Here is a 25,655-nt window from a genome sequence, read left to right as displayed (position 1 = left end):
CACCAATCCCCTACTTTTGTTGCGCAAACTCTGCCAGCAACGGCCAGCGTTTTAATGCCGCGGCCAACTGTTCGCGTTGGGAAATATCGGCATAATCAATATCAGGCAGTGAAAACGCCTGCTTTAACGCCAAAATATCATTCTGGAAGATATAGCCTATCGCGGGATCAGGCAGAGTATCTGGTTCATTGTTATTCATTTGCTTGATCCCTATGAAATAACCGTACCGTTCATGAGACAATTCTAACCGTGAGCATTTCACCGGTTTATTGTTTACGGCGAGACGGGAATTTGCTCACTTTTTGACTTTCCGTTACGCAACAAAAAAAGTTAAAAACGAAAAGACTAAAATCACACGTCTTGTGACCTGCTAAATTGATTCACATGCTAAATCTGATAAGTTTTAATTTCAATGGTAGGTTTATTTCTTAGCTTTCGCTAGTAAACTGATAATCAGACAAAATGGTGACATGAGGGACATTGTGGACCCTGTATTCTCTATCGGTATCTCATCATTATGGGATGAGCTGCGACATATGCCAGCAGGCGGCGTCTGGTGGTTTAACGTCGATCGCCATGAAGATGCTATCAGTCTGGCGAATCAAACAATTGCATCCCAGGCTGAAACCGCACACGTCGCGGTCATTAGCATGGACAGCGATCCGGCGAAAATCTTTCAATTAGATGATTCTCAAGGGCCGGAAAAAATAAAATTATTTTCAATGCTAAATCATGAAAAAGGTCTATACTATTTGGCCCGTGATTTGCAGTGTTCTATTGATCCCAATAATTACCTTTTTATTCTTGTTTGCGCAAATAACGCATGGCAAAACATTCCTGCCGAGCGGCTTCGCTCATGGTTGGATAAAATGAATAAATGGAGCAGGTTAAACCATTGTTCGCTTTTGGTAATTAATCCCGGAAATAATAACGATAAACAATTTTCATTGTTGCTTGAGGAATACCGTTCACTTTTTGGTCTTGCCAGTTTGCGTTTTCAGGGCGACCAACATTTGCTGGATATTGCCTTCTGGTGCAACGAAAAAGGGGTCAGCGCCCGTCAGCAGCTTAGCGTTCAGCAACAAAATGGTATCTGGACATTAGTTCAAAGCGAAGAGGCGGAGATCCAACCACGCAGCGACGAAAAACGCATTCTGAGTAATGTTGCTGTACTGGAAGGTGCGCCGCCGCTATCGGAACACTGGCAACTGTTCAACAATAACGAAGTTCTGTTCAATGAAGCCCGTACCGCTCAGGCGGCGACGGTGGTCTTTTCTTTACAGCAAAATGCGCAAATCGAGCCACTGGCCCGCAGCATTCATACTCTGCGTCGCCAGCGCGGTAGTGCGATGAAAATCCTCGTACGGGAAAATACCGCAAGCCTGCGCGCCACCGATGAACGTTTGTTATTGGCCTGCGGTGCAAATATGGTTATCCCGTGGAATGCGCCACTTTCCCGCTGTCTGACGATGATCGAAAGCGTGCAAGGGCAGAAGTTTAGTCGCTATGTGCCGGAAGATATCACTACCTTGCTGTCAATGACCCAGCCGCTCAAACTACGTGGTTTCCAGAAGTGGGATGTGTTCTGTAATGCCGTTAACAACATGATGAATAACCCTCTCTTGCCTGCACATGGTAAAGGCGTTCTGGTTGCCCTACGTCCGGTACCGGGTATCCGCGTTGAGCAAGCCCTGACGCTGTGTCGCCCTAACCGTACCGGCGATATCATGACCATTGGCGGTAATCGGCTGGTGCTGTTTCTCTCATTCTGTCGGATTAACGATCTGGATACCGCGTTGAATCATATTTTCCCATTGCCGACTGGCGACATTTTCTCAAACCGTATGGTCTGGTTTGAAGATGATCAAATCAGTGCCGAGCTGGTGCAGATGCGCCTGCTTGCTCCAGAACAATGGGGCATGCCGCTGCCTTTAACGCAAAGTTCTAAACCGGTCATCAATGCCGAGCACGATGGTCGCCACTGGCGAAGAATACCAGAACCAATGCGACTGTTAGATGATACTGTGGAGCGCTCATCATGATGACCATCAGCGATATCATTGAAATTATTGTCGTTTGCGCACTGATATTTTTCCCGCTGGGCTATCTGGCGCGGCACTCTTTGCGACGCATTCGCGACACCTTACGTTTGTTCTTTGCTAAACCTCGTTATGTTAAACCGGCCGGGACGTTACGCCGCACGGAAAAAGCCAGGGCAACCAAAAAATGACTCAATTTACGCAAAATACCGCCATGCCTTCTTCCCTCTGGCAATACTGGCGCGGCCTTTCCGGCTGGAACTTCTATTTTCTGGTTAAGTTCGGCCTGTTGTGGGCGGGATATCTTAACTTCCATCCGCTCCTCAATCTGGTGTTTGCCGCGTTTCTGCTGATGCCCATTCCGCGCTACAGCCTGCATCGCTTACGCCACTGGATTGCCCTGCCGATCGGCTTTGCTTTGTTCTGGCATGACACCTGGTTGCCTGGCCCGGAAAGCATAATGAGCCAGGGTTCGCAGGTAGCGGGGTTCAGTACCGATTATTTAATCGACCTTGTCACACGCTTTATTAACTGGCAGATGATTGGGGCCATTTTTGTTTTATTAGTGGCCTGGTTATTCCTGTCACAATGGATTCGCATTACCGTTTTTGTGGTTGCCATTCTGCTATGGCTGAACGTACTTACCCTGGCGGGACCAAGTTTCTCCTTGTGGCCTGCCGGTCAACCGACGACCACTGTAACAACGACGGGTGGTAACGCAGCGGCAACCGTTGCGGCGACGGGTGGCGCACCGGTAGTGGGTGATATGCCCGCACAAACTGCACCACCAACAACGGCGAACCTTAACGCCTGGCTGAATAATTTCTATAACGCGGAGGCGAAACGTAAATCGACCTTCCCGTCTTCGCTGCCCGCTGATGCTCAGCCATTTGAACTACTGGTGATTAATATCTGTTCGCTTTCCTGGTCGGATATTGAAGCCGCCGGGTTGATGTCGCATCCGCTGTGGTCGCATTTCGATATTGAGTTCAAGAACTTTAACTCCGCCACCTCCTACAGTGGCCCGGCGGCGATCCGTTTACTGCGCGCCAGCTGCGGGCAGACTTCGCACACTAATCTGTATCAACCGGCAAATAACGACTGCTATCTGTTTGATAACCTGTCGAAACTGGGCTTTACCCAGCACCTGATGATGGGACATAACGGCCAGTTCGGCGGTTTTTTGAAAGAAGTTCGCGAAAATGGCGGCATGCAGACCGAATTGATGGATCAAACAAATCTGCCGGTTATTTTGCTGGGCTTTGATGGTTCGCCGGTTTATGACGATACCGCCGTGCTTAACCGCTGGCTGGACGTTACCGAAAAAGATAAAAACAGCCGTAGTGCCACGTTCTACAACACGCTTCCACTGCATGACGGCAACCATTATCCGGGCGTCAGCAAAACAGCGGATTACAAAGCGCGAGCGCAGAAATTCTTTGATGAGCTGGACGCCTTCTTTACTGAACTGGAGAAATCGGGTCGTAAAGTGATGGTGGTAGTGGTGCCGGAACACGGTGGCGCGCTGAAGGGCGACAGAATGCAGGTATCTGGCCTACGTGATATCCCTAGCCCGTCTATCACAGACGTCCCCGTTGGGGTGAAATTCTTCGGCATGAAGGCACCACATCAGGGGGCACCGATTGTCATCGACCAACCGAGCAGCTTCCTGGCTATCTCCGATCTGGTGGTTCGCGTTCTTGATGGTAAGATTTTCACCGAAGACAATGTTGACTGGAAAAAACTCACCAGTGGGTTGCCACAAACAGCACCGGTCTCCGAGAACTCAAATGCAGTAGTTATTCAATACCAGGATAAACCGTACGTTCGCCTGAACGGCGGCGACTGGGTGCCTTACCCGCAATAAGAACGAAAAAGGCCGCAGAGTTTCACCCCTGCGGCCTGATCCGGGCGCAAATTGCCATTACGGCAGCCTGACGCCCGCATGACACGTTACTTCCGCTTATTCAGCGAGTTCACGATCAGACTAGCAAGAATGCCAGCAATGACCGGAGCCGCTAAATCATGCCAGAAGGCCATGCCCAGTTCTGCGAGCGTCATATAGCCGCCTGTGTTGTAATGACAACGTTTCGCGGCTATTCTTGTATTGTTTGGATGCAAGAATGGCCCCCGTGATGTTGTCAGGTGCATACCTGCAACGTGCGGGGGTTTTCTCTCTCCAGCAACCAATGCCACCAGGGATAAAGCCCCCGCAACATTGCGCCTCACCGGAACCCTTCCGGCTTGCTGCTGATTCTACGACTGTTTTTCTGTTCCGGAATCCATCACTTCTTCACTCTGTGCTGCGCATTCCGCAGAATATTATCCGCTTGCAACCGTTGCATTTTTCTTACGAAAAAGGCCGCAGAGTTTTATCCCTGCGGCCTGATCCGGGCGCAAATTGCCATTACGGCAGCCTGACGCCCGTCTGACACGTTACTTCCGCTTGTTCAGCCAGTTCACGATCATGCTGGCAAGAATGCCAGCAATGACCGGAGCCGCTAAATCATGCCAGAAGGCCATGCCCAGCTCTGCGAGCGTCATATAGCCGCCTCTGTTGTAATGACAACGTTTCGCGGCTATTCTTGAATGGTCTAGATGCAAGAATGGCCCCCGTGGTGTTGTCAGGTGCATACCTGCAACGTGCGGGGGTTTTCTCTCTCCAGCAACCAATGCCACCAGGGATAAAGCCCCCCGCAACATTGCGCCTCACCGGAACCCTTCCGGCTTGCCGCTGATTCTACGACTGTTTTTCTGTTCCGGAATCCGTCACTTCTTCACTCTGTGCTGCGCATTCCGCAGAATATTATCCGCTTGCAACCGTTGCATTTTTCTTACGAAAAAGGCCGCAGAGTTTTATCCCTGCGGCCTGATCCGGGCGCAAATTGCCATTACGGCAGCCTGACGCCCGTCTGACACGTTACTTCCGCTTGTTCAGCCAGTTCACGATCAGACTGGCAAGAATGCCAGCAATGACCGGAGCCGCTAAATCATGCCAGAAGGCCATGCCCAGTTCTGCGAGCGTCATATAGCCGCCTCTGTTGTAATGACAACGTTTCGCGGCTATTCTTGAGTGGTCTAGGTTCAAGATTAGCCCCCGTGATGTTGTCAGGTGAATATCTGCAACGTGCGGGGGTTTTCTCTCTCCAGCAACCAATGCCACCAGGGATTAAGCCCCCGCAACATTGCGCCTCACCGGAACCTTTCCGGCTTGCCGCTGATTTTACGATTGCTTTTTACCGTCAGCACCCGGCAATCTTCCTCATTGCGTGATGCCTTCCAGCTTAATTTCTTTATTTGCAATAGTTGCAGTTCATATCCGAGCTGACTCCAGACTGGTAGTGAAATGCGCAATTTTGTAGAATTGCGCCTCCTCGCGACCTCCCCAGTGAATCTGTTGCCTCATTTTTTACATACTGCGTATTCGACTTCTCCACCTGTTGCGCAAGAGAAACTGGGTTTATTCATTTTTGCGAGGCCGACTTCTTTCTGGACAGGACTTTATGCAGCACAACACACTACCGATACACGATCAGAAATTGCCGTTTACACGCTACGACTTTGGCTGGGTTTTATTATGCATAGGCATGGCGATTGGTGCCGGAACCGTGCTGATGCCAGTTCAAATTGGCTTGAAGGGAATTTGGGTATTTATTACCGCAGCGATCATTGCTTATCCTGCCACTTGGGTAGTGCAGGACATTTATTTAAAAACCCTCTCTGAAAGCGATTCCTGTAATGACTACACCGATATTATCAGCCATTACCTGGGGAAGAACTGGGGAATTTTCCTCGGGGTTATCTACTTTTTGATGATTATCCACGGAATTTTTATCTACTCTCTCTCCGTGGTTTTCGACAGCGCCTCGTACCTGAAAACCTTCGGTTTAACCGATGCCGATCTTTCACAATCTCTACTTTATAAAGTCGCCATTTTCGCCGTACTGGTGGCAATTGCGTCTGGTGGTGAACGATTACTGTTTAAGATTTCCGGGCCAATGGTGGTGGTCAAAGTAGGGATTATTGTCGTCTTCGGTTTTGCGATGATCCCGCACTGGAATTTCGCCAATATAACCGCCTTCCCGCAAGCCACCATCTTCTTCCGCGACGTCCTGCTTACTATTCCTTTTTGCTTCTTTTCTGCGGTATTTATTCAGGTGCTAAACCCGATGAATATTGCCTATCGTAAACGGGAAGCGGATAAAGTACTGGCAACCCGGCTCGCGCTGCGTACCCACCGAATTAGTTATGTCACGCTCATCGCGGTGATCCTGTTTTTTGCCTTTTCGTTTACCTTCTCAATTAGCCACGAAGAAGCCGTTTCTGCCTTTGAACAAAATATCTCGGCACTGGCACTGGCCGCGCAGGTGATCCCTGGGCATATCATTCATATCACCTCTACGGTGCTGAATATCTTTGCCGTACTGACCGCATTCTTTGGCATTTATCTCGGTTTCCACGAAGCCATTAAAGGCATTATTCTCAATCTGTTAAGCCGAATTATTGATACCAAGAAAATTAACTCACGCATGCTGACTCTGGCGATCTGCGCTTTTATCGTCATTACGTTGACGATTTGGGTTTCGTTTCGTGTATCGGTGCTGGTGTTCTTTCAGTTGGGAAGCCCGTTATATGGCATTGTGTCGTGCCTCATTCCATTTTTCCTGATCTATAAAGTCTCACAACTGGAAAAACTTCGCGGGTTTAAAGCCTGGATGATTCTGCTGTACGGCATTTTGTTATGCTTGTCGCCACTGTTGAAGCTGATTGAGTAAACCGGAGCGCATGGCCCCGGTTTTGTGAGTTACCGCTGCGGATTTTCATCCTGATCAACAGCAAAACAAGCTACCAGTTGACCGCCGTAGTCTTTTAGCTGCGGCTGCAACTGGGTGCAGGGGCCGAAGCGCCGACGACAGCGGGCGTTAAACGCGCAGCCCGGCGGTGGATTGAGCGGGCTTGGCAGTTCACCGGTGAGCTTGATGCGCTCGCGGCGATCGTCCGGGTTCAGGCGCGGCGTTGCGGAGAGTAGCGCCTGGGTGTACGGATGACGCGGGTTATTGAAGATTTGGTCCTTCGTTCCCTTCTCCACGCAGCGGCCCAGGTACATCACCATCACTTCATCAGCAATGTGCTCCACCACCGACAGGTCGTGCGAGATAAAGACATAAGACAGCCCCAACTCCTGCTGCAAATCCATCATCAGATTCAGCACCTGCGCACGCACTGAAACGTCCAGCGCGGAAACCGGTTCATCGGCAATCACCACATCCGGATCGAGCATCAGACCACGGGCAATGGCGATACGCTGACGCTGACCGCCGGAGAACATATGCGGGTAGCGGTCGTAATGCTCGGTTTTCAGGCCAACTTTTGCCATCATCGACAACGCTTTTTCCCGACGCTGTTCTTTGCTTAAACTGGTGTTAATAAGCAGCGGCTCTTCAAGAATTTGCCCAACTTTTTTACGCGGATTTAGCGAACCATAGGGATTCTGAAAGACGATCTGGATTTTCTGCCGACGCAACTTCTGCGCCTGCGGATCGTGCTTGAGCAGATCCTGCCCCTGGTAATACAGCTCACCACCGGTGGGCGTTTCGATCATCGTCAGCAACCGACCGAGGGTCGACTTACCGCAGCCAGATTCACCCACTACTGCCAGCGTTTTGCCACGTTCAAGGTTAAACGAAACGCCGTCCAGCGCCTTCACCAGACGTTCCGGCGCGAACATGCCTTTCTTCACCGGATAATGTTTTTTCAGGTCGATAGCCTGCAACAGCGGTTGTTGCGAGGTGGCCTCATGCGTACTCATAGTGTCGGCCTCCCGGCATCATCAAGTGGGTAATGGCATTTGGACTGACGCCCGTCAGCGAGCATATTCAGCGCCGGTTCTTCAGCGCGGCATCTGTCAGTGGCATAGGGGCAACGCGGGTTAAGCAGGCAGCCATTCGGACGGTCGTATTTGCCAGGAACGACGCCAGGCAACGACGCCAGACGTTCTTTGTCCTGAGCAAATTCCGGCAGCGCACGCAGCAATGCCTGAGTATACGGATGACGCGGTGCATGGAAGATGGCGTGCGCATCGCCCGTTTCCACCACCTGGCCTGCATACATGACGATGATTTTATGCGCCGCTTCCGCCACCAGCGCCAGGTCATGGGTAATCAATACCAGCGCCATGTTCTCTTTCTGCTGCAACTCCAGCAGCAGTTCGATGATTTGTGCCTGAATGGTCACGTCCAGCGCGGTGGTCGGCTCATCGGCAATCAGCAGTTTTGGTCGACAGGCAATCGCCATGGCGATCATCACACGCTGGCTCATGCCGCCAGAAAGCTGATGCGGGTAAACATCCAGACGCGAAGCCGGATCGGGAATACCGACCTGATTCAGCAGGTCAATCGCCCGCTGACGGCGAGTGCTCTTATTACCGCCCTGATGCACCTTAATTGCTTCCATAATCTGGAAACCTACGGTGTAACACGGGTTAAGGCTGGTCATCGGGTCCTGAAAGATCATCGCCACTTCGGCACCCACCAGGTTGCGGCGCTCTTTTTCCGAGATACGCTGCAAATCCTGGCCGTTAAACTCCAGCTTTTCTGCCATCACGCGGCCCGGATAATCAATCAGCCCCATAATCGCCAGTGAACTGACCGACTTACCGGAGCCAGACTCACCCACAATTCCGACCACTTCGCCTTGTTTCACGCTGTAGCTGATACGGTCTACGGCGCGGAACGGTGCGCTTTCGTCGCCGAAATGCACCGATAATTTATCTACATTTAATAACGCCATCTCGAACCTCTTACTGCTTCAGTTTGGGATCGAGCGCGTCACGCAGACCGTCACCCATCAGGTTAAATGCCAGCACCGTCAGCAGGATCGCCAGACCGGGGAAGGTTACGACCCACCAGGCGCTTTGCGCGAACTGCAACACATCGGAGAGCATGGTGCCCCACTCCGGTGTTGGCGGCTGCGCTCCCATGCCGAGGAAACCAAGAGCAGCCATATCGAGAATGGCGTTAGAGAAACCGAGCGACGCCTGAACAATCAGCGGCGCAAGGCAGTTCGGGAAGATGTTAATAAACATCTGACGCATCGCCCCAGCACCTGCCACGCGAGACGCGGTGACGTAATCGCGATTCACCTCCACCAGCACGGCGGCGCGGGTTAAGCGCACATAGTGCGGCAGCGCAACGAAGGTTAGCGCCAGCGCGGCGTTACCAATCGACGGGCCGAAAATCGCCACCAGCACCAGCGCCAGCAGTAGACTTGGCAGCGCCAGCATGATATCGACCACGCGCATGATGATGTTATCGACCAGGCCGCCAAAGTAACCAGCGATCAGGCCGAGAATAACGCCCATAATCAGCGATAACACAACTACCAGACAGCCAACCAGCAGCGACAAGCGCGCGCCGTACATCAGCCGCGACAGCACATCACGGCCTACGTCATCGGTGCCAAGTAAGTGCGCCATGCTGCCGCCTTCCTGCCAGGCTGGCGGGGCGAGCAGTGCATCGCGGAACTGTTCCGCCGGGTTATACGGCGCAATCCAGTTGGCAAAGATCGCGATAAACAACACGATGACGACGTAAACCAGCCCGACGACCGCGCCTTTGTTGCGTTTAAAATAGTGCCAGAACTCCTGTAACGGGGTCATCGGCACCGGTGCGCTAATCACTTTATTTTCAGTAACCTGTGACATGATGTCCCCTTACTTCTTATGACGAATACGCGGGTTCACCACGCCGTACAGCAGATCGACCAGCAGGTTGACGAGGATAATCATCGTCGCCACCAGCAATACGCCACCCTGCACTACCGGATAATCGCGGCGTTGCAGTGCGTCAATCAACCAGCGCCCCAGACCGGGCCACGAGAAGATGGTTTCGGTCAGAATCGCCCCCGCCAGCAATGTTCCCACCTGAAGGCCGATAACGGTCACTACCGGCAGCATCGCGTTACGCAGCGCGTGGACGATAATCACCCTAAGGCGGGTCAGCCCTTTGGCACGCGCGGTGCGGATGTAATCCTCGCCCAGCACTTCCAGCATCGAGGAGCGCGTCATACGTACAATGACCGCCAGCGGGATAGTACCCAGCACAATGGCGGGCAGGATCATATGGGCGACGGCATCGATAAAGTTACCGTCTTCACCCCAGATGGCGGTGTCGATCAGCATAAAACCGGTTAACGGATTGGAATCATCGAGGAATACCATGTCGCTCACGCGACCGGAGACAGGCGTCAGGTTCCAGTGCACCGAAACCAGCATGATCAGCATCATGCCCCACCAGAAGATCGGCATCGAGTAGCCGGTCAGCGCCAGGCCAACGGCTGTATGATCGAAAATAGAACCACGTTTAACCGCAGCCAGCACACCAACCGGAATACCGACCGCGGTAGCAAAAATCATCGCACAGACGCCAAGTTCCAGCGTGGCCTGGAAGCGCGGCACGAACTCTTCCCAAACCGGGATGCGGCTTTTCATCGAAATGCCTAAATCACCGTGCATTACACCCCAAATGTAATGGAGATACTGCTGCCACATCGGTTTATCCAAGCCGAGTTCTGCCAGCAATTGTGCGTGACGCTCTGGGGAGATCCCACGTTCACCCGCCATGATCATCACCGGATCGCCCGGGATCATGTGGACAAAGGCAAATGTGAGAAGGGTAATACCGATAAACGTGGGGATGACGAGTCCCAAACGTCGGAGAATAAACTGCAACATAACCCGGATTCTCTGTAGTGACCCGCAGCCTGGAACTGCGAGTCTGTATTGCTCACAAATCAATTCCCGCCCTTATAGGACAAGGAATTAAGTATTGCTGCCGGATGGCGCTGCACTTAAAGGCACAGCACCACCGGGTATGCAGATTGTTGACAAAGTACGCTTTGGTCATGCCGGATGCGGCGTGAACGCCTTATCCGACCTACAAAATCGTGCAAACTCAATACATTGCAGAACTCTCGTAGGCCTGATAAGCGGAGCGCATCCAGCAGTTTTGCATTTGCCATCAACCTTGTATGGCTTTTAATTATTCGATAGAGACGTTTTCGAAGTGATGTTTGCCTAATGGATCAACCACATAGCCTTTAACTTCTTTGCGTACCGGTTCAAACACGGTGGAGTGAGCGATGATCAGTGCCGGAGCCTGATCGTGCATCACGACCTGTGCTTGTTTGTACAGTTCAACACGCTTGTTGTGGTCGTCGGTAGCACGCGCCGGTTGAATCAGATCTTCAAACGGTTTGTAGCACCATTTTGAGTAGTTGGAGCCTTGTTCAGAGGCAGCGCAGCTGAACAGGGTAGCGAAGAAGTTATCCGGATCCCCGTTATCGCCAGTCCAGCCCATCATTACCGTCTGGTGCTCGCCATCTTTTGCACGCTTGAGGTACTCACCCCATTCGTAGGTAACGATTTTCGCTTGTACGCCGACTTTCGCCCAGTCTGCCTGAATCATCTCTGCCATGCGACGAGCGTTCGGGTTATACGGACGTTGTACCGGCATTGCCCACAGGTCGATGGAGAAGCCTTTTTCCAGACCCGCTTCTTTCAGCAAGGCTTTCGCTTTTTCAGGATCGTAGGTGTAGTCCTGAACATCATCGTTATAGCCCCACATGGTTGGCGGGATCAGGTTTTTCGCTGATACGCCCGCGCCCTGATACACCGCTTTGATAATCGCGTCTTTGTTCACCGCATAGGTCAGTGCCTGGCGAACTTTCACGTCATCCAGTGGTTTTTTCTGCACGTTATACGAGAGATAGCCGACGTTCAGCCCCGGCATTTCCATCAGGTTGATGGATTTATCCTGCTTCATGCGAGCGATGTCTGCCGGGTTCGGGTACGGCATCACCTGGCATTCGTTCTTCTGCAATTTAGCGTAACGCACGGAAGCGTCAGGAGTAATAGAGAAGACCAGCGTATCGATCTGCGGTTTGGTGCCCCAGTAGCCATCAAACGCTTTGTAGCGGATACGGGAATCTTTTTGATACTGCTGTAACTGGAACGGACCGGTGCCGATTGGGTTAAGGTCCAGTTTTTCCGGCGTACCGGCTTTCATCATCGCGTCAGCATATTCTTTTGACAGAATAGAGGCGAAGTCCATTGCCAGGTCAGCAAGGAACGGCGCTTCCGGGCGAGTCAGCACGAACTGAACGGTGTTGTCGTCCACCTTTTTCACTTCGCTGATCAGCTCCGGCAAGCCCATACCTTCGAAGTATTCGTAGCTGCCGCCAGAAACTTTATGGTACGGGTTTTGCGCGTTTTTCTGACGATCGAACGAGAACACCACGTCATCGGCATTCAGTTCGCGCGTCGGTTTGAATTCTTTGTTGTTATGCCACTTCACACCTTTACGCAGATGGAAGGTATAGGTTTTACCGTCTTCGCTGACTTCCCACTTTTCAGCGAGGCCCGGAATCACTTCAGTGGTGCCGATTTTAAATTCAACCAGGCGGTTATAAAGCGGTACGGAAGAGGCGTCATAGGTGGTGCCGGAGGTAAACAGCTGCGGGTTAAACCCTTCCGGAGATCCTTCTGAGCAATAAACCAGAGTTTTAGCCTGAACACTTGCTGCGACGGTCATAGCCACCAGGCTGAGACCAAGCTTCAGCATCCCTGACTTTTTCAAGGAAATACGCATTATTCTGCTCCAATTGTGATGTTTGTTGTTTTAACCCTTTGCAGTGGGTTGTCGCTGCCTGACCTTTTTTGTTTTTTACCCGGTCGGGTCAACGTTATGAGGTGGGGATGCCGTACTAATTAACATCAGTGTAACAGTGCGGATCCTCCATAAAATGCCCCTCGTGACCTACAATCTGTCAACAGAATGTGAAAACGTCAATACAGCCAACCGGGATTTACACCAACGGTGAGAATCCACAAACAAAGATTAAAAAAACTTCAAACAGCTATTTGCAGCAGAGAAATTTGTGCTACGCCAACATAACCAGAACAATCAGCTTAATATTTAGCAACATTTGGTGATTAAGTTTTATGCATTTAATGAAAAAAATCTGAGGAAAAGATGGATATCTGAGCGATTAATACCATGAACGCTAAAACGCACAGCGGAAAATGCCAGCGCCAGCCATAAGTAACGCAAAAAAAGATTTAAGCAAATATAAAAAAAGACAATGGATTCTGTCACAAATCCGTTAATGGATAGTGAGATGTGGGGCGCAAATTTGGCAGGGAAATATGTGGTGTGTCGGTCAGATAAGGCGTTCACGCCGCATCCGACAATAAGTGCGGTGCCGTTGCCTGATGCGGCGCTGACGCGTCTTATCAGGCCTACGTTCAGATTTGGTCGGTGCCAGAGGATTACTCGCCACTGCGTGGCTCGCCCTGCGGGCCGTTGCTGCCACAACGTTCTCTCGCTTCGCTCGAGTCGAACCTCCCTGCCCTCGGAGGTTCTCATCCTCTTCAGGCCGCAGAAAGCAAAAAACCAGCCCGTAGGCTGGTTTTTCTAAATTGGTCGGTGATAGAGGATTCGAACCTCCGACCCCTTCGTCCCGAACGAAGTGCGCTACCAGGCTGCGCCAATCACCGAATGCGGGGCGCATCTTACTGCGCAGATACGCCCTCGTCAATCCCTTAATAGCAAAATGCCTTTTGATCGGCGAGAAAGTCAGCAGGCCTCTTAGTTAGCCACGACCTCTTTCGCCTGCGGGATGTGACACCAGTTGTTGTTTTCGTTAATACCACCGTCCGGTGAAGTATAGCCAAGACAACCCATGATGGTGTCGTACAGCTCTACGTGACGGCGTGGCACTTTCATATCAGCTTCTTTTTTCAACTGCGCAAATGCCTGCGCGTTGGCTGGATTTTCCAGATATTTATCCGACATCCAGACCATCATCGGTACGCGGAACTGCTCCGGCGGTGCCAGTTCACGCGGTGTGCCGTGCAGGTGCTCGCGTTCGTTAATTGACTCACCGTGGTCAGCTGCGTAGAACACAATCGCTTTCTTATCGCGAACCTGATCAATCACGCTGGAAATAAAGTGATCCACATAGGTCACCGAGTTGTCGTAGGAGTTGATCATCTGCGCTTTGGTACAGCCGCTATCAACACCAATACATTCTGGCTTCCACTGCGCAAAGCTGCGCGGGTAACGCTGGGTGTAGTTAAAGTGCGACCCCTTGGTATGCAGAATGATCAGATGCTTACCATCCGGGTTGCGCCCCAGCGATTGCTGCATTTCGTCTACCAGCAACATATCATCTACCGGCTTGCCGCGGTTACGCGGTTCCGCACCAATCTGCTCACGATAAGCAATATTGTCCGCCATCGTGTTGCTGTAGAACCACATTTCGCTTTGCATAGCGTAGAGATCAGAACTGAATCCTAACTGCTTCAATACCGCGAAAATGTTCTGTTCTTTTAATGTGCGCTGCGGATTATCTTCTGCTCCACCCTGACGCACAAACATGCAACGCAGAGAAAGTTTGGTCGCCGTGTCACAAGAATAGCCACGAAACGCCGCCAGATTTTTCTCCTGAGCCAGTTTCGGTGTGGTATTGCGTTCATAGCCGAAAATGCCCATATGATCCCAGCGCGTGGTTTCACCAATAATGAAAACGACATATGTATCATCAACGTTTTGTGGAGCCTGGTACGTAAACTTCTTCGCAGGGTTAAGGAGAGAATTGTTATCGGAAGATTCATCGACCCGCGCCCAGGCATAAAGACCTAACGCCGAAAGCCAGTTTGATGGCAGATAAGAGTTCGCGACAACGCCACCATAACTCGGCAAATCAACACCTGTCGCCCTCTCCACTTTCTTCTGCTGGATATCCAGCAAACGAATCGGTGCCCAAACCATAATACCTGCCAGTACGACGACCGCCAGACTCCGAATACGTTGCCCTGGGGTTCGCAGTTGTCGGAGCAAGGTGTAGCGACAGCGGTTATTCCAGATAAGGATAAGAGGTAATGCGCTTACGGCGATTAACCAGAGAATAAAGTTCAGACCAACAACTTCTTTTGACAGGTCGATATCGGTGGTCATGACGGATGCGATGATGCCATAACCAATGACCACATTAAGGAAAGTCATGTAATAGCTGGCACCTGCAGAAAAGAGCACCACCAGCGATGCCAGAATTCGCCAGCTGCGGCGGCCAAACAGCGAAAGCAGACGCAGTAAAAAGAAGGTCACCAGTACGGTAGCGACCAGTTCAACAACAGCAGAAACGCCTTTCCAGACGGTAAAATCGTGCGCATAGCTGCCGAAGCGGCGGTAAAAAACCGCGCCATTCATAAAAAGGCCAATATAGATTGCAAGCAAAAAGCTCAGCTTCTGCTGTGTAATCGATTTGATGTATCTCATGCAAACAAACCCTGGACAAACAGGTGATAACACCCTGCTTAGTGGCTTTTCAGGCCCGGCAGGGGAAAAGTGCGGAGGTAGTCAGATAAGTAAAATCTACACGCGCGAATAAGTAGACCACAGCAAAGGGAAAAAGTGTGGGGAAAGAGTGTGCATGAAGCACAAATTTACAAAAATGCAAGTTTGAAAAGAGACTTTAGCGTTACAAAAAGCAGTAAAAAGGGCCAGTTCACTGGCCCAAATTTTACGCGTCATTGTTTATACATTGCGTTGAAGCGTTTGATTCACACTAAGGCTAAAGCCCAGTAGCTCGCGGCAGGTCATTAAAGGGAGCCATGCGCCTCACGCAACATTTTCTGCTCTGGCTGGCGAATCGTCGTAGAAAGCGCCAGTGACAGAATCAGCAGGGCGAAAATCACGTAGAAAGTCACATAGAATCCGCCAAACAGTGAAGCGATAATCGAACCACAAATGCTGCCGATACCGAAACCGAGGTAAATCACACCGTAGTTTTTTGCCAGATTATTTAGGCCGAAGAACTCACTGACCAGTGACGGGAACACCGTGATAGTGCCGCCGAAGTTAAATGCCACGCAGGCAATCGCTGCAAAGAACGTCACTGCATTCAATGGTGCAAACAGCAGGGCCGCCATGCCCACCAGCGAAATGACCTGACCAATGGTGATAACACGGATACGGGCGATTTTGTCAGACAGAATGCCCAGCACCAGACGACCAGAAAGGTTGGCGATGGAAATAACCGTCACAGCATTGGCTGCGGAAATTGCATCAAGATGCGCCAGACTTTGAGCGATATCTTTCGCCACGCCAATCACATACAGGCCACTCATGCAGGCGGTCAGGAACATAACTGCTAACATCCAGTACTGCGGTTTACGCATCGACTCTGCCAGCGTGTAATCCTTCTCCACCACGCCATTGCTGGTTTTCACTTCCTGCTTCGGCGCATCTTTCATTAATGTTGCGCCAAAGACAATCATCACCAGTACAATCGCGCCCCAAATAACAAAGGTTTTTTCCAGACCGACCGTTTCCAACAGTTGCGTATCGATAAATTTGAAACCCAGACTACCAAGTCCATAAGAACCAATAGCGAACGCAGAGATGAGTCCCTTACGCTCCGGGAACCACTTCACGCAGTTTGAGAGCGTCAGCAGGTAGCCCGCACCATCCGCCAGACCAACCAACACACCGGCGCTTAACCACAGCATCATCAGGTTGTTGGAATGTGCTGTCAGGAAGAAACCTAATCCCAGCAAAATGCCGGAAGCCATAGTGACGCGTTTAACACCAAAACGTTCTTGCAATTTGCCCGCAACAGAAGACGAAATTGCCAGCCCCAGACTTAACAAGCCGAAAGAGAAAGCAACCTGGCTTACCGGAGCCCCCAGCTTGGCAGAAAGCGCGCCGTTAAACAGACTCCAGGTATAAACCGACCCCAGGGCAAACTGGGTAATGATAGTACCGATGAGTGTCAGCCAGCGAGTACGCTGATAATTTGAAGGTGTCATGGCAGTATTCCTGCAGTAATAAAAAGGAAAAATCTCTGCTGACAACCATAACGAAGTGCACTTTATGCCTGGGGAAAAACGGCATGAAATGCCATCAGAACGGAATGAAATGCATTAGTTCAGGAATGAATGACTCGACAATTATTCACCAAATTTATTATTTAGTAAGTTAGTCCCCACTATCGCCACATTAGTTGTTATTTATGGGTTTCAATTGTATCTATAACGTTAAAATCTGGCGCTAACCCCCATCGTATACAGATAGTCATTATTGTTCGTGGTATTTTCTGCCTGAGATAACGCAGCGTAGGCGGCAATATTTTGATTGAGCAACATATCAGCACCTACCGTGACATCCAGCCAGTTGCCGTTCTGGTTTGTCGCCGTCATCCGGCTTAAGCCTGATTGCGCCTTCCAGATATTCTCGCCAAATTGCTGGTTATAGCTGATTTGCGCCCAGGGTCGGAGATCGCCAAGCCGGGAGTCAACACGCCAGCCTAAGGTACTCACACTGGCATGCCATAACGGATCGGTCAGTGTAGTAGTACTGTCGCCAAACTCGTTATACATCGAGGTGGTTGTACCATCGTAATGTAATGCCGCGACCGGGCCGGTTGTAACCTGTTCATATAAAGGAAAATTCCAGCCCATACTCATACTGCTGGTCACATCCACAGGGGTTTCTTCCGCCAGATTGACTTCCAGTCCCAGCGCCCTTTGGCTACTTTGAATACGTTGCGACAGAATATCGTTGTAATCAGGTTGATGATCGCTATCCCAGGTGTAGCGCTCTGTGGAATGTCCGGGTTGCGTATCAACGATATATTCTTGTTGCCAGGCGTAAGCTGTGTTGAGAAAAAAGGCACTGATTACCACGCTCGCCAGCAGGCTTAACTGCCAGCGACCACCGCTTTTTTTTATGATCATTAACACGACTCCAGGGAAGAGCCGAATTCGGCAATATTATTGTCATTGTATGAAGGATATCGGGCATAGTAGCCCTGTATTAAATATTGACTTTTTCACCGATGCGTCAAGAAAAGCGGCTGAAATTTTTACGATCGGGTACATAGCGAGGGAAAGTATGGAACGTTGCGGCTGGGTGAGTCAGGACCCGCTTTATATTGCCTACCATGATAATGAGTGGGGCGTGCCTGAAACTGACAGTAAAAAACTGTTCGAAATGATCTGCCTTGAAGGGCAACAAGCAGGGTTATCGTGGATCACCGTCCTCAAAAAACGCGAAAACTATCGCGCCAGCTTTCATCAGTTCGATCCGGTGAAGGTGGCTGCAATGCAGGAAGAGGATGTCGAAAGACTGGTACAGGACGCCGGGATTATCCGCCATCGCGGGAAAATTCAGGCAATTATTGGTAATGCGCGGGCGTACCTGCAAATGGAACAGAACGGCGAACCGTTTGCCGACTTTGTCTGGTCGTTTGTCAATCATCAACCACAGGTGACACAAGCCACAACGTTGAGCGAAATCCCTACATCTACGCCCGCCTCCGACGCTCTATCTAAAGCACTGAAAAAGCGTGGTTTTAAGTTTGTTGGTACCACAATCTGTTACTCCTTTATGCAGGCATGTGGGCTGGTGAATGATCATGTGGTTGGCTGCTGTTGCTATCCGGGAAATAAACCATGATTCGGGAAGCGCAACGTTCAGAACTCCCCGCGATCCTCGAACTGTGGCTGGAAAGTACAACCTGGGGGCATCCCTTTATAAAAGCGAATTACTGGCGTGATTGCATTCCGCTGGTGCGGGATGCCTATCTTGCCAACGCGCAAAACTGGGTCTGGGAAGAAGACGGTAAGCTTCTCGGTTTTGTCAGCATTATGGAAGGCCGATTTCTGGCTGCAATGTTTGTCGCACCGAAGGCCGTCAGACGCGGTATTGGTAAGGCGCTAATGCAGTATGTGCAGCAGCGCCATCCCCATCTGATGCTGGAGGTTTATCAAAAAAATCAACCGGCGATAGATTTTTACCATGCGCAGGGTTTTCACATTGTCGACTGCGCATGGCAGGATGAAACCCAACTACCCACCTGGATTATGAGCTGGCCGGTGGTTCAAACGCTGTAAGTGTCAGTTCCGGACCGTTGTATTTTTCCAGCCATGCCAGCGCCGTATTACCCGCACAGCCATTCCCCAGCCGCGAGCTGGGGAGATCTTTGGTCAGAACGTTCACCGCGCCGTTTTTACAAATACCGTCAGCGGTTAAATCCAGATCCGGCCATGCCCCTTCATGAATGCAAATCACGCCAGGTTTAATTCCCTCGCTAATGACCGCTCCGGCAAGAATTTGCCCGCGTGCGTTCCACAACCGAACAATATCGCCATCTTGTATGCCGCGCGCCTGGGCATCGTCAGGATGAATGGTGACAGGCTCACGATTTGCCACCGCGTACAATTCGCGCAGAGAACTGTAATTCAGCTGGCTGTGCAGACGATGTGCCGGATGAGCAGAAAGTACCTGCAACTGTTCCGGTTCGGCATTGCCCTGCCATTCGTCCGGCTCCAGCCACATTGGATGCCCAGGGCAATCCGGATAAGCGTAATCGGCAATACGCTGCGAGAAGATTTCAATCTTGCCGCTGGCGGTTTTTAATGGATGCGCCTGCGGATCGCGGCGAAAATCGGCGAAGCGAATAAACCGCTCGCTGTCCGGGTTTTCCGGCATCTCAATTAACTGGTTGGCTTCCCAGAACTCAGCAAATGGCGGCAATTCAACCTGCTGGCTTGCCCCGCGCTGCCGTGCAACGTTATAAAACGTTTCCAGCCATTGCAGCTCACTTTTTCCTTCCGTAAACCGCGCACAGCCGCCCTTCTCCCAACGTTCACTCAACTCGGCAAAGACATCAAAATCATTACGCGCTTCATAACGTGGAGGCACCACTTGCTTCATCGGCACCAGATGCTGATTACTGTAATCGCCGGTCATGGTGAGGTCATTACGCTCAAACGAGGTGGTTGCAGGGAGGACGATATCGGCGTGTTTCGCCGCTGCCGTCCAGAAGCATTCGGAGATCACCACCAGCTCCGGTTTTTGCCAGGCACGAATCAGACGATTGGTATCCTGATGATGAGTAAAGTTGGCGCCGCCCGCCCACCAGATAAAACGAATATCCGGGAAGTGACGGTTCATGCCATTGTGTTGGTATGCACCGCCAGGGTTTTCCAGAGCTTCAACAATACGGGCTACGGGGATTTTATCTACCGCATCGGTGCCACCTGGCAAGCTGCCCTGCATAGATGAAAGCACCGCAGCGCGGCGCGTAGGGTTACCGCCATTGGCAAAATGGTAAGAAAGACCAAAGCCCCCGCCAGGCGTGCCGATTTGCCCTAACATTGCTGCCAGGGTGACGATCATCCAGTGTTTTTGCTCACCAAACTGCTGGCGCTGCATTCCCCAGCCAGCCATCAGCATGGTGGTATTTTGATGAAAAATAGCCGCCAGTTCGCGGATTTTCTCTGCGTTAATCCCACAAATCTCTGCCGCCCATTCGGCATTTTTCGCTATTCCGTCACTCTCGCCCAGCAAATAAGAGGCGAAGACGTCATAACCTGTGGTGCAACGCGCCAGAAACGCTTCGTCGTGCCAGCCATTTTCCACCAGCGTATGGGCGATCCCCAGCATCAGCGCAACATCGGTGCCCATGTGCGGTGCCACCCACTCCATTTTATCGCCAAAGAAATCGACGGTTTCCGATCGCATTGGATCAATGCAGATCAGCTTTTTCCCGCTGTCACGCAGTGCGGAAAAGTAAGAAAGCCCCTGCTCATCGGATGCATTCCACGCAATTTTCAGCGTATTGAGTGGGTTAGCACTCCATAGCACCACGACATCGCTATGTTCCAATACCAACGGCCAACTGGTTTGCTGTTGATAAACTTCGCTGCCCCCCACGACATACGGCATGATCGCCTGTGCTGCACCGGTCGAATAATCCCCCAGATGCCCGGTATAACCGCCTGCCAGCGCCATATAGCGTTGTAATAATGTCGAGGCCTTATGCAGCACGCCGTTTGAACGCCAGCCGTAGGAACCAGCAAAAATCGATGCCGGACCATAAGCCTCACGAATACGTTTATGTTGTTGGTGAATAAGCTCCAGCGCCTCATCCCAACTCACACGAACAAATTCATCCTGCCCGCGAATGCCTTGCGGGTTTTCCGGTGACGCAAGAAAGCCTTTGCGCACCATTGGAAATCGTACCCGCGTATTACTGTGAACCTGGTCGCGAACCGCGCTCTGCAAGGAGTTTTCCATTCCTGTGGCTAACGCGCCACGCGAGCTAAGCACGGTTTCGCCGTCGGTTTCAACCAGCATGGGCCCCCAGTGGGCAGCAGTCAGAACGGAATATCGTGAGGATGAGTTGGCCAAACCGAAGGCTCCTGAAAGGTTAAATGTATTGATCAGTTAAATATTACTTACAAATTTCCGAGTATTCCCAGGAATAATCTTCATGTTCACGCGGCATAATCTCCCGCCACGGAACCCGTGGCAAAGAATAAAAAGGTTATTAAGGATTAACAATGAAGAAACGTGTTTATCTTATTGCCGCCGTAGTGAGTGGCGCTCTGGCGGTATCTGGCTGCACAACTAACCCTTACACTGGCGAACGCGAAGCAGGTAAATCTGCTATCGGCGCAGGTCTGGGCTCTCTCGTTGGCGCGGGTATTGGTGCGCTCTCTTCTTCGAAGAAAGATCGCGGTAAAGGCGCGCTGATTGGTGCAGCAGCAGGCGCAGCTCTGGGCGGCGGCGTTGGTTATTACATGGATGTGCAGGAAGCGAAGCTGCGTGACAAAATGCGCGGCACTGGTGTTAGCGTAACCCGCAGCGGGGATAACATTATCCTCAATATGCCAAACAATGTGACCTTCGACAGCAGCAGCGCGACCCTAAAACCAGCGGGCGCTAACACCCTGACTGGTGTTGCAATGGTGCTGAAAGAGTACCCGAAAACGGCGGTTAACGTGATTGGCTATACCGACAGCACTGGGGGTCACGACCTGAACATGCGTCTCTCCCAGCAGCGTGCGGATTCCGTTGCCAGCGCGTTGATCACCCAGGGCGTGGACGCCAGCCGCATCCGTACTCAGGGCCTTGGCCCGGCTAACCCAATCGCCAGCAACAGCACCGCAGAAGGTAAGGCGCAAAACCGCCGTGTAGAAATTACCTTAAGCCCGCTGTAATCCCTTTCATGCCAGGTGATGCAAAAATCACCTGGCATTCTTCAGTTTTCCTTCATCATATTTCAGGCTAAGGTGATCGCCTTATCAGTGAATGGAGAGAAGAATGAAGCCGTCCGTTATCCTCTACAAAGCCTTACCTGATGATTTACTGCAACGCCTGCAAGAGCATTTCACCGTTCATCAGGTGGCAAACCTCAGCCCACAAACCATCGAACAAAATGCAGCAATTTTTGCCGAAGCTGAAGGTTTACTGGGTTCAAACGAGAATGTTGATGCCGCATTGCTGGAAAAAATGCCGAAACTGCGTGCCACATCAACGATCTCCGTCGGCTATGACAATTTTGATGTCGATGCGCTTACCGCCCGAAAAATTCTGCTGATGCACACACCAACCGTATTAACAGAAACCGTCGCCGATACGCTGATGGCGCTGGTGTTGTCTACCGCTCGTCGGGTTGTGGAGGTAGCAGAACGGGTAAAAGCAGGCGAATGGACCGCGAGCATAGGCCCGGACTGGTACGGCACTGACGTTCACCATAAAACACTGGGCATTGTCGGGATGGGACGGATCGGCATGGCGCTGGCACAACGTGCGCACCTTGGCTTCAACATGCCCATCCTCTATAACGCGCGTCGCCACCATAAAGAAGCAGAAGAACGCTTCAACGCCCGCTACTGCGATTTGGATACTCTGTTACAAGAGTCAGATTTCGTTTGCCTGATCCTGCCGTTAACGGATGAGACGCATCATCTGTTTGGCGCAGAACAATTCGCCAAAATGAAATCCTCCGCCATTTTCATTAATGCCGGACGTGGCCCGGTGGTTGATGAAAATGCACTGATTGCTGCATTGCAGAAAGGGGAAATTCACGCCGCCGGGCTGGATGTCTTCGAACAAGAGCCACTGTCCGTAGATTCGCCGTTGCTCTCAATGGCCAACGTCGTCGCCGTACCGCATATTGGTTCTGCCACCCATGAGACGCGTTATGGCATGGCCGCCTGCGCCGTGGATAACTTGATTGATGCGTTACAAGGAAAGGTTGAGAAGAACTGTGTAAATCCGCACGTCGCGGACTAAGCCGCGACTGCGTGGAGTAAAGCCCGATAATCGCCCGGGCTTTTACTCTTTATTGGGTTGCAGTAACTGCTGTAGTCCAGGCCTGATTAAACGCCTGATGCTGTGCCGGTAATGGCGCAATCAGTTTGTTATATTCACTTGCCTGCTGCGAAGTCGGGAACTGGATGCCATTTGCGACAAAGCTCACCTGAGTACCTTGCTGAGCAATGTAGTCTCCAACCATCACCAGTTGTTGCGTGAAAGTTTGTGCCGCCGGAATCAACGGTTGCAATGCATCAGCTGGCGTCGTTACCACTTTGGTGAATGCCTGATCGAAAACCGGTTTCAGGTCATCGCTCTGTTTTAGCGCAGAGTGCGCAGCATCGGCCTGCAACTTCGCATTTTGCAGCTGTTGCGCCAGCACACCCAGAGAACTGTTCATTTCACGCAGTGGGCCGCTTTGCGTAACGTAATCCTGCGGTACGCGAATTGCGTTAACGCTGTCTACAACCGGGCGCAGACCGGAATCCATTGCCTGATTCACCTGCTGAGAATAACCATACAGAATCGCGTAATCAGAGACAAAAGGACCAAACTGTTTTTTCTGATCGGCAGTCAGGGTTGGTAGACGTTCACCGCTACGCATCACTGTATTCTGCAGGAAGTCGATAAACGCTTTACGCTGATCGCCTTCTTTATCAAAACACCCACTCAGGCTAACTACCATTAATAACGCCGCAAGAGGCGCAAACCAGCGAGAGCAGGACTTTCCTGTCGCCATTTTCTTACTCCTTTCACCCAAAAAAAGCGCACAACGACACACGCGTGTCTGACGTGACAAGGATAGTCCAGGACAGGCTTGCAGGATACCCTTTCTACGTAATCTTCCTGGTAAAATAATGGAGAAAACGAAACAAGGTTAATTTGTTGTTTCATTGTTAAAAAATGATAGTGCCGTTGCTTTTTTTGTAGCCAGAGATTTACGCCTTCTCAGAACGTTAGATTTTCGAAATCTTTACAAACCGGGAGTGGTAAGAGATATATCGGCATTTATCAGATCGTTAGGTCGCTATAAGTCACGCTAAATGACTGGCTGAATCGAATCATAGCCAGAGCATGCCCTGACTACACCCCGCTGTGTCTGTTTTTCCCGACTATTCTTAATGAGCTTCGATGCAATTCACGATCCCGCAGTGTGATTTGAGGAGTTTTCAATGGAATATAAAGATCCCATGCATGAGCTGTTGAGCAGCCTGGAACAGATTGTTTTTAAAGATGAAACGCAGAAGATTACTCTGACGCACAGAACAACGTCCTGTACCGAGATTGAGCAGTTACGTAAAGGTACGGGGTTAAAAATCGATGATTTCGCTCGGGTTTTGGGCGTTTCCGTCGCCATGGTAAAGGAATGGGAATCCCGACGCGTTAAGCCTTCAAGTGCCGAACTAAAATTGATGCGTCTGATTCAAGCTAACCCAGCGTTAAGTAAGCAGTTGATGGAATAGACTTTTATCCACTTTATTTCTGTTTACGGTCCTGATGACAGGACCGTTTTCCAACCGATTAATCATAAATATGAAAAATAATTGTTGCATCACCCGCCAATGCGTGGCTTAATGCACATCAACGGTTTGACGTACAGACCATTAAAGCAGTGTAGTAAGGCAAGTCCCTTCAAGAGTTATCGTTGATACCCCTCGTAGTGCATTTCCTTTAACGCTTCAAAATCTGTAAAGCACGCCATATCGCCGAAAGGCACATTTAAATTATTAAAGGTAATACACTATGTCCGGTAAAATGACTGGTATCGTAAAATGGTTCAACGCTGACAAAGGCTTCGGCTTCATCACTCCTGACGATGGCTCTAAAGACGTGTTCGTACACTTCTCTGCTATCCAGAACGATGGTTACAAATCTCTGGACGAAGGTCAGAAAGTGTCCTTCACCATCGAAAGCGGCGCTAAAGGCCCGGCAGCTGGTAACGTAACCAGCCTGTAATCTCTGCTTAAAAGCACAGAATCTAAGATCCCTGCCAAATGGCGGGGATTTTTTTATTTGTTTATTCAGGAAATAAATAATCGTTCGCGTAATAAAATCTATTATTATTTTTGTGAAGAATAAATTTGGGTGCAATGAGAATGCGCAACGCCGTAAGAAAGGCGGGAATAACTTCCCGCCGAAGACTCTTACTCTTTCAAATTGCAGGCTAAAAATGCCGCCAGCTCATAACTCCCCTGTTTAATATGCAATTCACACAGTGAATCTCTTATCATCCAGGTGAAAAATAAAAGCGTGCAACAAATCACTATTAAAGAAAGTAATCTATATTTCTGCGGCATTCCCAGCCTCCTGTGTTGATTTCCAACGAGTAAGAGGCTAACCTTATGGTGTTCAGGCATAGGGTAGCCTCACTTTGTACTGACCCCAAAAAGTTGGACAGTTAAACACGAGGCATATAGGTCTGATTCCGATATTCAATTGGAGTCAGACC

The 25,655-nt window shown here is 50.7% G+C and carries 26 protein-coding genes, 1 tRNA gene and 1 other RNA gene; 11 read left to right on the top strand and 17 right to left on the bottom strand.

Annotated features, from left to right (window positions below; all coding sequences use genetic code 11):
- Nucleotides 1–10: 10 nt before the first annotated feature.
- Complete coding sequence (gene bcsR, locus ATB02_RS20560) at nucleotides 11–199, bottom strand: cellulose biosynthesis protein BcsR (protein ID WP_001063314.1); 189 nt, start codon at nucleotides 197–199, stop codon at nucleotides 11–13.
- Nucleotides 200–470: 271 nt separating this feature from the next.
- Between bcsR and bcsE the strand changes: the two genes are divergently transcribed.
- The 3 genes from bcsE to bcsG are packed head-to-tail and all read left to right on the top strand — an operon-like array spanning nucleotide 471 to nucleotide 3,906.
- Nucleotides 471–2,042, top strand: a complete 1,572-nt coding sequence (bcsE, locus tag ATB02_RS20555; protein ID WP_001204924.1) for a cellulose biosynthesis c-di-GMP-binding protein BcsE — start codon at nucleotides 471–473, stop codon at nucleotides 2,040–2,042.
- Nucleotides 2,039–2,230 (top strand): cellulose biosynthesis protein BcsF, encoded by a 192-nt coding sequence (gene bcsF / locus ATB02_RS20550; RefSeq protein ID WP_000988308.1) that lies wholly within the window; start codon nucleotides 2,039–2,041, stop codon nucleotides 2,228–2,230. The genes bcsE and bcsF overlap by 4 nt, the downstream gene beginning before the upstream one ends.
- Nucleotides 2,227–3,906 carry a cellulose biosynthesis protein BcsG gene (bcsG, locus tag ATB02_RS20545; protein WP_000191596.1) on the top strand — a complete coding sequence of 560 codons (1,680 nt, stop codon included), beginning with the start codon at nucleotides 2,227–2,229 and terminating at the stop codon, nucleotides 3,904–3,906. Before bcsF ends, bcsG begins: the two co-directional genes overlap by 4 nt.
- Before the next feature lie 86 nt (nucleotides 3,907–3,992).
- Here the strand turns inward: bcsG and ATB02_RS26240 are convergent, their stop codons facing one another.
- The 3 genes from ATB02_RS26240 to ATB02_RS26235 all read right to left on the bottom strand — a co-directional run bounded on the left by ATB02_RS26240 (nucleotide 3,993) and on the right by ATB02_RS26235 (nucleotide 5,067).
- Nucleotides 3,993–4,100, bottom strand: a complete 108-nt coding sequence (locus ATB02_RS26240) for a type I toxin-antitoxin system toxin Ldr family protein (RefSeq protein ID WP_000170736.1) — start codon at nucleotides 4,098–4,100, stop codon at nucleotides 3,993–3,995.
- 375 nt (nucleotides 4,101–4,475) lie between these two features.
- The gene (locus ATB02_RS20530; RefSeq protein WP_001295224.1) at nucleotides 4,476–4,583 is read right to left on the bottom strand and encodes a type I toxin-antitoxin system toxin Ldr family protein; all 108 of its coding nucleotides are present in this window, start codon (nucleotides 4,581–4,583) and stop codon (nucleotides 4,476–4,478) included.
- Nucleotides 4,584–4,959: 376 nt separating this feature from the next.
- Complete coding sequence (locus ATB02_RS26235; RefSeq protein ID WP_000170738.1) at nucleotides 4,960–5,067, bottom strand: type I toxin-antitoxin system toxin Ldr family protein; 108 nt, start codon at nucleotides 5,065–5,067, stop codon at nucleotides 4,960–4,962.
- Between the two features lie 475 nt (nucleotides 5,068–5,542).
- Here ATB02_RS26235 and ATB02_RS20510 point away from each other — a divergent pair, with 475 nt between their 5' ends.
- On the top strand, nucleotides 5,543–6,814 hold the full coding sequence (locus ATB02_RS20510; RefSeq protein WP_105272155.1) for an aromatic amino acid transport family protein: 1,272 nt from the start codon (nucleotides 5,543–5,545) through the stop codon (nucleotides 6,812–6,814).
- 29 nt (nucleotides 6,815–6,843) lie between these two features.
- Here the strand turns inward: ATB02_RS20510 and dppF are convergent, their stop codons facing one another.
- The 10 genes from dppF to ATB02_RS20455 form a co-directional block, all read right to left on the bottom strand.
- A complete protein-coding gene (dppF, locus tag ATB02_RS20505; RefSeq protein WP_000103580.1) occupies nucleotides 6,844–7,848 on the bottom strand; it encodes a dipeptide ABC transporter ATP-binding subunit DppF in 1,005 nt (334 codons plus the stop codon).
- Nucleotides 7,845–8,828: a dipeptide ABC transporter ATP-binding protein gene (dppD, locus tag ATB02_RS20500; RefSeq protein WP_001196486.1), complete on the bottom strand. Its 984-nt coding sequence runs from the start codon at nucleotides 8,826–8,828 to the stop codon at nucleotides 7,845–7,847. The genes dppF and dppD overlap by 4 nt, the downstream gene beginning before the upstream one ends.
- A 10-nt stretch (nucleotides 8,829–8,838) precedes the next feature.
- Nucleotides 8,839–9,741: a dipeptide ABC transporter permease DppC gene (gene dppC, locus ATB02_RS20495; RefSeq protein WP_000084677.1), complete on the bottom strand. Its 903-nt coding sequence runs from the start codon at nucleotides 9,739–9,741 to the stop codon at nucleotides 8,839–8,841.
- Nucleotides 9,742–9,750: 9 nt separating this feature from the next.
- Nucleotides 9,751–10,770: a dipeptide ABC transporter permease DppB gene (gene dppB, locus ATB02_RS20490; RefSeq protein WP_000938853.1), complete on the bottom strand. Its 1,020-nt coding sequence runs from the start codon at nucleotides 10,768–10,770 to the stop codon at nucleotides 9,751–9,753.
- Between the two features lie 307 nt (nucleotides 10,771–11,077).
- Complete coding sequence (dppA, locus tag ATB02_RS20485) at nucleotides 11,078–12,685, bottom strand: dipeptide ABC transporter substrate-binding protein DppA (RefSeq protein WP_001222892.1); 1,608 nt, start codon at nucleotides 12,683–12,685, stop codon at nucleotides 11,078–11,080.
- Between the two features lie 663 nt (nucleotides 12,686–13,348).
- Nucleotides 13,349–13,483: non-coding RNA, RtT sRNA (locus ATB02_RS20480), on the bottom strand.
- Between the two features lie 33 nt (nucleotides 13,484–13,516).
- Nucleotides 13,517–13,593, bottom strand: a tRNA-Pro gene (locus ATB02_RS20475).
- A gap of 91 nt (nucleotides 13,594–13,684) precedes the next feature.
- Nucleotides 13,685–15,376, bottom strand: coding sequence for a kdo(2)-lipid A phosphoethanolamine 7''-transferase (gene eptB / locus ATB02_RS20470; RefSeq protein ID WP_001269242.1), 1,692 nt, complete (start codon nucleotides 15,374–15,376; stop codon nucleotides 13,685–13,687).
- A gap of 323 nt (nucleotides 15,377–15,699) precedes the next feature.
- On the bottom strand, nucleotides 15,700–16,908 hold the full coding sequence (locus ATB02_RS20465) for an L-lactate MFS transporter (protein WP_000189051.1): 1,209 nt from the start codon (nucleotides 16,906–16,908) through the stop codon (nucleotides 15,700–15,702).
- 228 nt (nucleotides 16,909–17,136) lie between these two features.
- On the bottom strand, nucleotides 17,137–17,835 hold the full coding sequence (locus ATB02_RS20455) for an autotransporter outer membrane beta-barrel domain-containing protein (protein WP_000584470.1): 699 nt from the start codon (nucleotides 17,833–17,835) through the stop codon (nucleotides 17,137–17,139).
- 157 nt (nucleotides 17,836–17,992) lie between these two features.
- Here ATB02_RS20455 and tag point away from each other — a divergent pair, with 157 nt between their 5' ends.
- Together tag and ATB02_RS20445 are read left to right on the top strand one after the other, a co-directional pair.
- Nucleotides 17,993–18,556: a DNA-3-methyladenine glycosylase I gene (gene tag, locus ATB02_RS20450; RefSeq protein ID WP_000438962.1), complete on the top strand. Its 564-nt coding sequence runs from the start codon at nucleotides 17,993–17,995 to the stop codon at nucleotides 18,554–18,556.
- Nucleotides 18,553–18,993, top strand: a complete 441-nt coding sequence (locus tag ATB02_RS20445) for an N-acetyltransferase (protein ID WP_000617470.1) — start codon at nucleotides 18,553–18,555, stop codon at nucleotides 18,991–18,993. Before tag ends, ATB02_RS20445 begins: the two co-directional genes overlap by 4 nt.
- Here the strand turns inward: ATB02_RS20445 and bisC are convergent.
- Complete coding sequence (bisC, locus tag ATB02_RS20440) at nucleotides 18,962–21,295, bottom strand: biotin sulfoxide reductase (protein WP_105272154.1); 2,334 nt, start codon at nucleotides 21,293–21,295, stop codon at nucleotides 18,962–18,964. The genes ATB02_RS20445 and bisC overlap by 32 nt on opposite strands.
- 152 nt (nucleotides 21,296–21,447) lie before the next feature.
- On the opposite strand from bisC, the gene ATB02_RS20435 reads away from it, so the two are divergent.
- Together ATB02_RS20435 and ghrB are read left to right on the top strand one after the other, a co-directional pair.
- Nucleotides 21,448–22,107 carry an OmpA family lipoprotein gene (locus tag ATB02_RS20435; protein WP_000747625.1) on the top strand — a complete coding sequence of 220 codons (660 nt, stop codon included), beginning with the start codon at nucleotides 21,448–21,450 and terminating at the stop codon, nucleotides 22,105–22,107.
- Nucleotides 22,108–22,210: 103 nt separating this feature from the next.
- Nucleotides 22,211–23,185 (top strand): glyoxylate/hydroxypyruvate reductase GhrB, encoded by a 975-nt coding sequence (gene ghrB / locus ATB02_RS20430; protein ID WP_105272153.1) that lies wholly within the window; start codon nucleotides 22,211–22,213, stop codon nucleotides 23,183–23,185.
- Between the two features lie 49 nt (nucleotides 23,186–23,234).
- Here ghrB and ATB02_RS20425 read toward each other — a convergent pair whose 3' ends face one another.
- Nucleotides 23,235–23,945: a DUF3053 domain-containing protein gene (locus ATB02_RS20425; protein WP_105272152.1), complete on the bottom strand. Its 711-nt coding sequence runs from the start codon at nucleotides 23,943–23,945 to the stop codon at nucleotides 23,235–23,237.
- A 433-nt stretch (nucleotides 23,946–24,378) separates the two neighbouring features.
- Between ATB02_RS20425 and ATB02_RS20420 the strand changes: the two genes are divergently transcribed.
- From ATB02_RS20420 to ATB02_RS26765, 3 genes are all read left to right on the top strand, one after another.
- The gene (locus tag ATB02_RS20420; RefSeq protein WP_000455798.1) at nucleotides 24,379–24,669 is read left to right on the top strand and encodes an HTH-type transcriptional regulator; all 291 of its coding nucleotides are present in this window, start codon (nucleotides 24,379–24,381) and stop codon (nucleotides 24,667–24,669) included.
- 280 nt (nucleotides 24,670–24,949) lie between these two features.
- Entirely contained in the window at nucleotides 24,950–25,162 is a 213-nt protein-coding gene (cspE, locus tag ATB02_RS20415) for a transcription antiterminator/RNA stability regulator CspE (protein ID WP_000014594.1), read from the top strand.
- A 140-nt stretch (nucleotides 25,163–25,302) separates the two neighbouring features.
- Nucleotides 25,303–25,374: a hypothetical protein gene (locus ATB02_RS26765; RefSeq protein ID WP_212734940.1), complete on the top strand. Its 72-nt coding sequence runs from the start codon at nucleotides 25,303–25,305 to the stop codon at nucleotides 25,372–25,374.
- Here ATB02_RS26765 and hokA read toward each other — a convergent pair.
- Nucleotides 25,351–25,503: a type I toxin-antitoxin system toxin HokA gene (hokA, locus tag ATB02_RS20410; protein ID WP_001135727.1), complete on the bottom strand. Its 153-nt coding sequence runs from the start codon at nucleotides 25,501–25,503 to the stop codon at nucleotides 25,351–25,353. The genes ATB02_RS26765 and hokA overlap by 24 nt on opposite strands.
- Between the last annotated feature and the right edge of the window lie 152 nt (nucleotides 25,504–25,655).

Origin of the sequence: Escherichia sp. MOD1-EC5189 (assembly GCF_002966045.1) — a bacterium.
Taxonomy (GTDB): domain Bacteria; phylum Pseudomonadota; class Gammaproteobacteria; order Enterobacterales; family Enterobacteriaceae; genus Escherichia; species Escherichia coli_F.
The sequence above is the reverse complement of the archived record's forward strand: the minus strand, read 5'-3'. Positions and strand labels throughout refer to the sequence as shown.

Excerpts from the sequence above, each read along its gene's own strand:
- bcsR (WP_001063314.1), bottom strand. The coding sequence starts at position 199 with ATGAATAACAATGAACCAGATACTCTGCCTGATCCCGCGATAGGCTAT.
- bcsE (WP_001204924.1), top strand. The coding sequence starts at position 471 with ATGAGGGACATTGTGGACCCTGTATTCTCTATCGGTATCTCATCATTA.
- bcsF (WP_000988308.1), top strand. The coding sequence starts at position 2,039 with ATGATGACCATCAGCGATATCATTGAAATTATTGTCGTTTGCGCACTG.
- bcsG (WP_000191596.1), top strand. The coding sequence starts at position 2,227 with ATGACTCAATTTACGCAAAATACCGCCATGCCTTCTTCCCTCTGGCAA.
- ATB02_RS26240 (WP_000170736.1), bottom strand. The coding sequence starts at position 4,100 with ATGACGCTCGCAGAACTGGGCATGGCCTTCTGGCATGATTTAGCGGCT.
- ATB02_RS20530 (WP_001295224.1), bottom strand. The coding sequence starts at position 4,583 with ATGACGCTCGCAGAGCTGGGCATGGCCTTCTGGCATGATTTAGCGGCT.
- ATB02_RS26235 (WP_000170738.1), bottom strand. The coding sequence starts at position 5,067 with ATGACGCTCGCAGAACTGGGCATGGCCTTCTGGCATGATTTAGCGGCT.
- ATB02_RS20510 (WP_105272155.1), top strand. The coding sequence starts at position 5,543 with ATGCAGCACAACACACTACCGATACACGATCAGAAATTGCCGTTTACA.
- dppF (WP_000103580.1), bottom strand. The coding sequence starts at position 7,848 with ATGAGTACGCATGAGGCCACCTCGCAACAACCGCTGTTGCAGGCTATC.
- dppD (WP_001196486.1), bottom strand. The coding sequence starts at position 8,828 with ATGGCGTTATTAAATGTAGATAAATTATCGGTGCATTTCGGCGACGAA.
- dppC (WP_000084677.1), bottom strand. The coding sequence starts at position 9,741 with ATGTCACAGGTTACTGAAAATAAAGTGATTAGCGCACCGGTGCCGATG.
- dppB (WP_000938853.1), bottom strand. The coding sequence starts at position 10,770 with ATGTTGCAGTTTATTCTCCGACGTTTGGGACTCGTCATCCCCACGTTT.
- dppA (WP_001222892.1), bottom strand. The coding sequence starts at position 12,685 with ATGCGTATTTCCTTGAAAAAGTCAGGGATGCTGAAGCTTGGTCTCAGC.
- eptB (WP_001269242.1), bottom strand. The coding sequence starts at position 15,376 with ATGAGATACATCAAATCGATTACACAGCAGAAGCTGAGCTTTTTGCTT.
- ATB02_RS20465 (WP_000189051.1), bottom strand. The coding sequence starts at position 16,908 with ATGACACCTTCAAATTATCAGCGTACTCGCTGGCTGACACTCATCGGT.
- ATB02_RS20455 (WP_000584470.1), bottom strand. The coding sequence starts at position 17,835 with ATGATCATAAAAAAAAGCGGTGGTCGCTGGCAGTTAAGCCTGCTGGCG.
- tag (WP_000438962.1), top strand. The coding sequence starts at position 17,993 with ATGGAACGTTGCGGCTGGGTGAGTCAGGACCCGCTTTATATTGCCTAC.
- ATB02_RS20445 (WP_000617470.1), top strand. The coding sequence starts at position 18,553 with ATGATTCGGGAAGCGCAACGTTCAGAACTCCCCGCGATCCTCGAACTG.
- ATB02_RS20435 (WP_000747625.1), top strand. The coding sequence starts at position 21,448 with ATGAAGAAACGTGTTTATCTTATTGCCGCCGTAGTGAGTGGCGCTCTG.
- ghrB (WP_105272153.1), top strand. The coding sequence starts at position 22,211 with ATGAAGCCGTCCGTTATCCTCTACAAAGCCTTACCTGATGATTTACTG.
- ATB02_RS20425 (WP_105272152.1), bottom strand. The coding sequence starts at position 23,945 with ATGGCGACAGGAAAGTCCTGCTCTCGCTGGTTTGCGCCTCTTGCGGCG.
- ATB02_RS20420 (WP_000455798.1), top strand. The coding sequence starts at position 24,379 with ATGGAATATAAAGATCCCATGCATGAGCTGTTGAGCAGCCTGGAACAG.
- cspE (WP_000014594.1), top strand. The coding sequence starts at position 24,950 with ATGTCCGGTAAAATGACTGGTATCGTAAAATGGTTCAACGCTGACAAA.
- hokA (WP_001135727.1), bottom strand. The coding sequence starts at position 25,503 with ATGCCGCAGAAATATAGATTACTTTCTTTAATAGTGATTTGTTGCACG.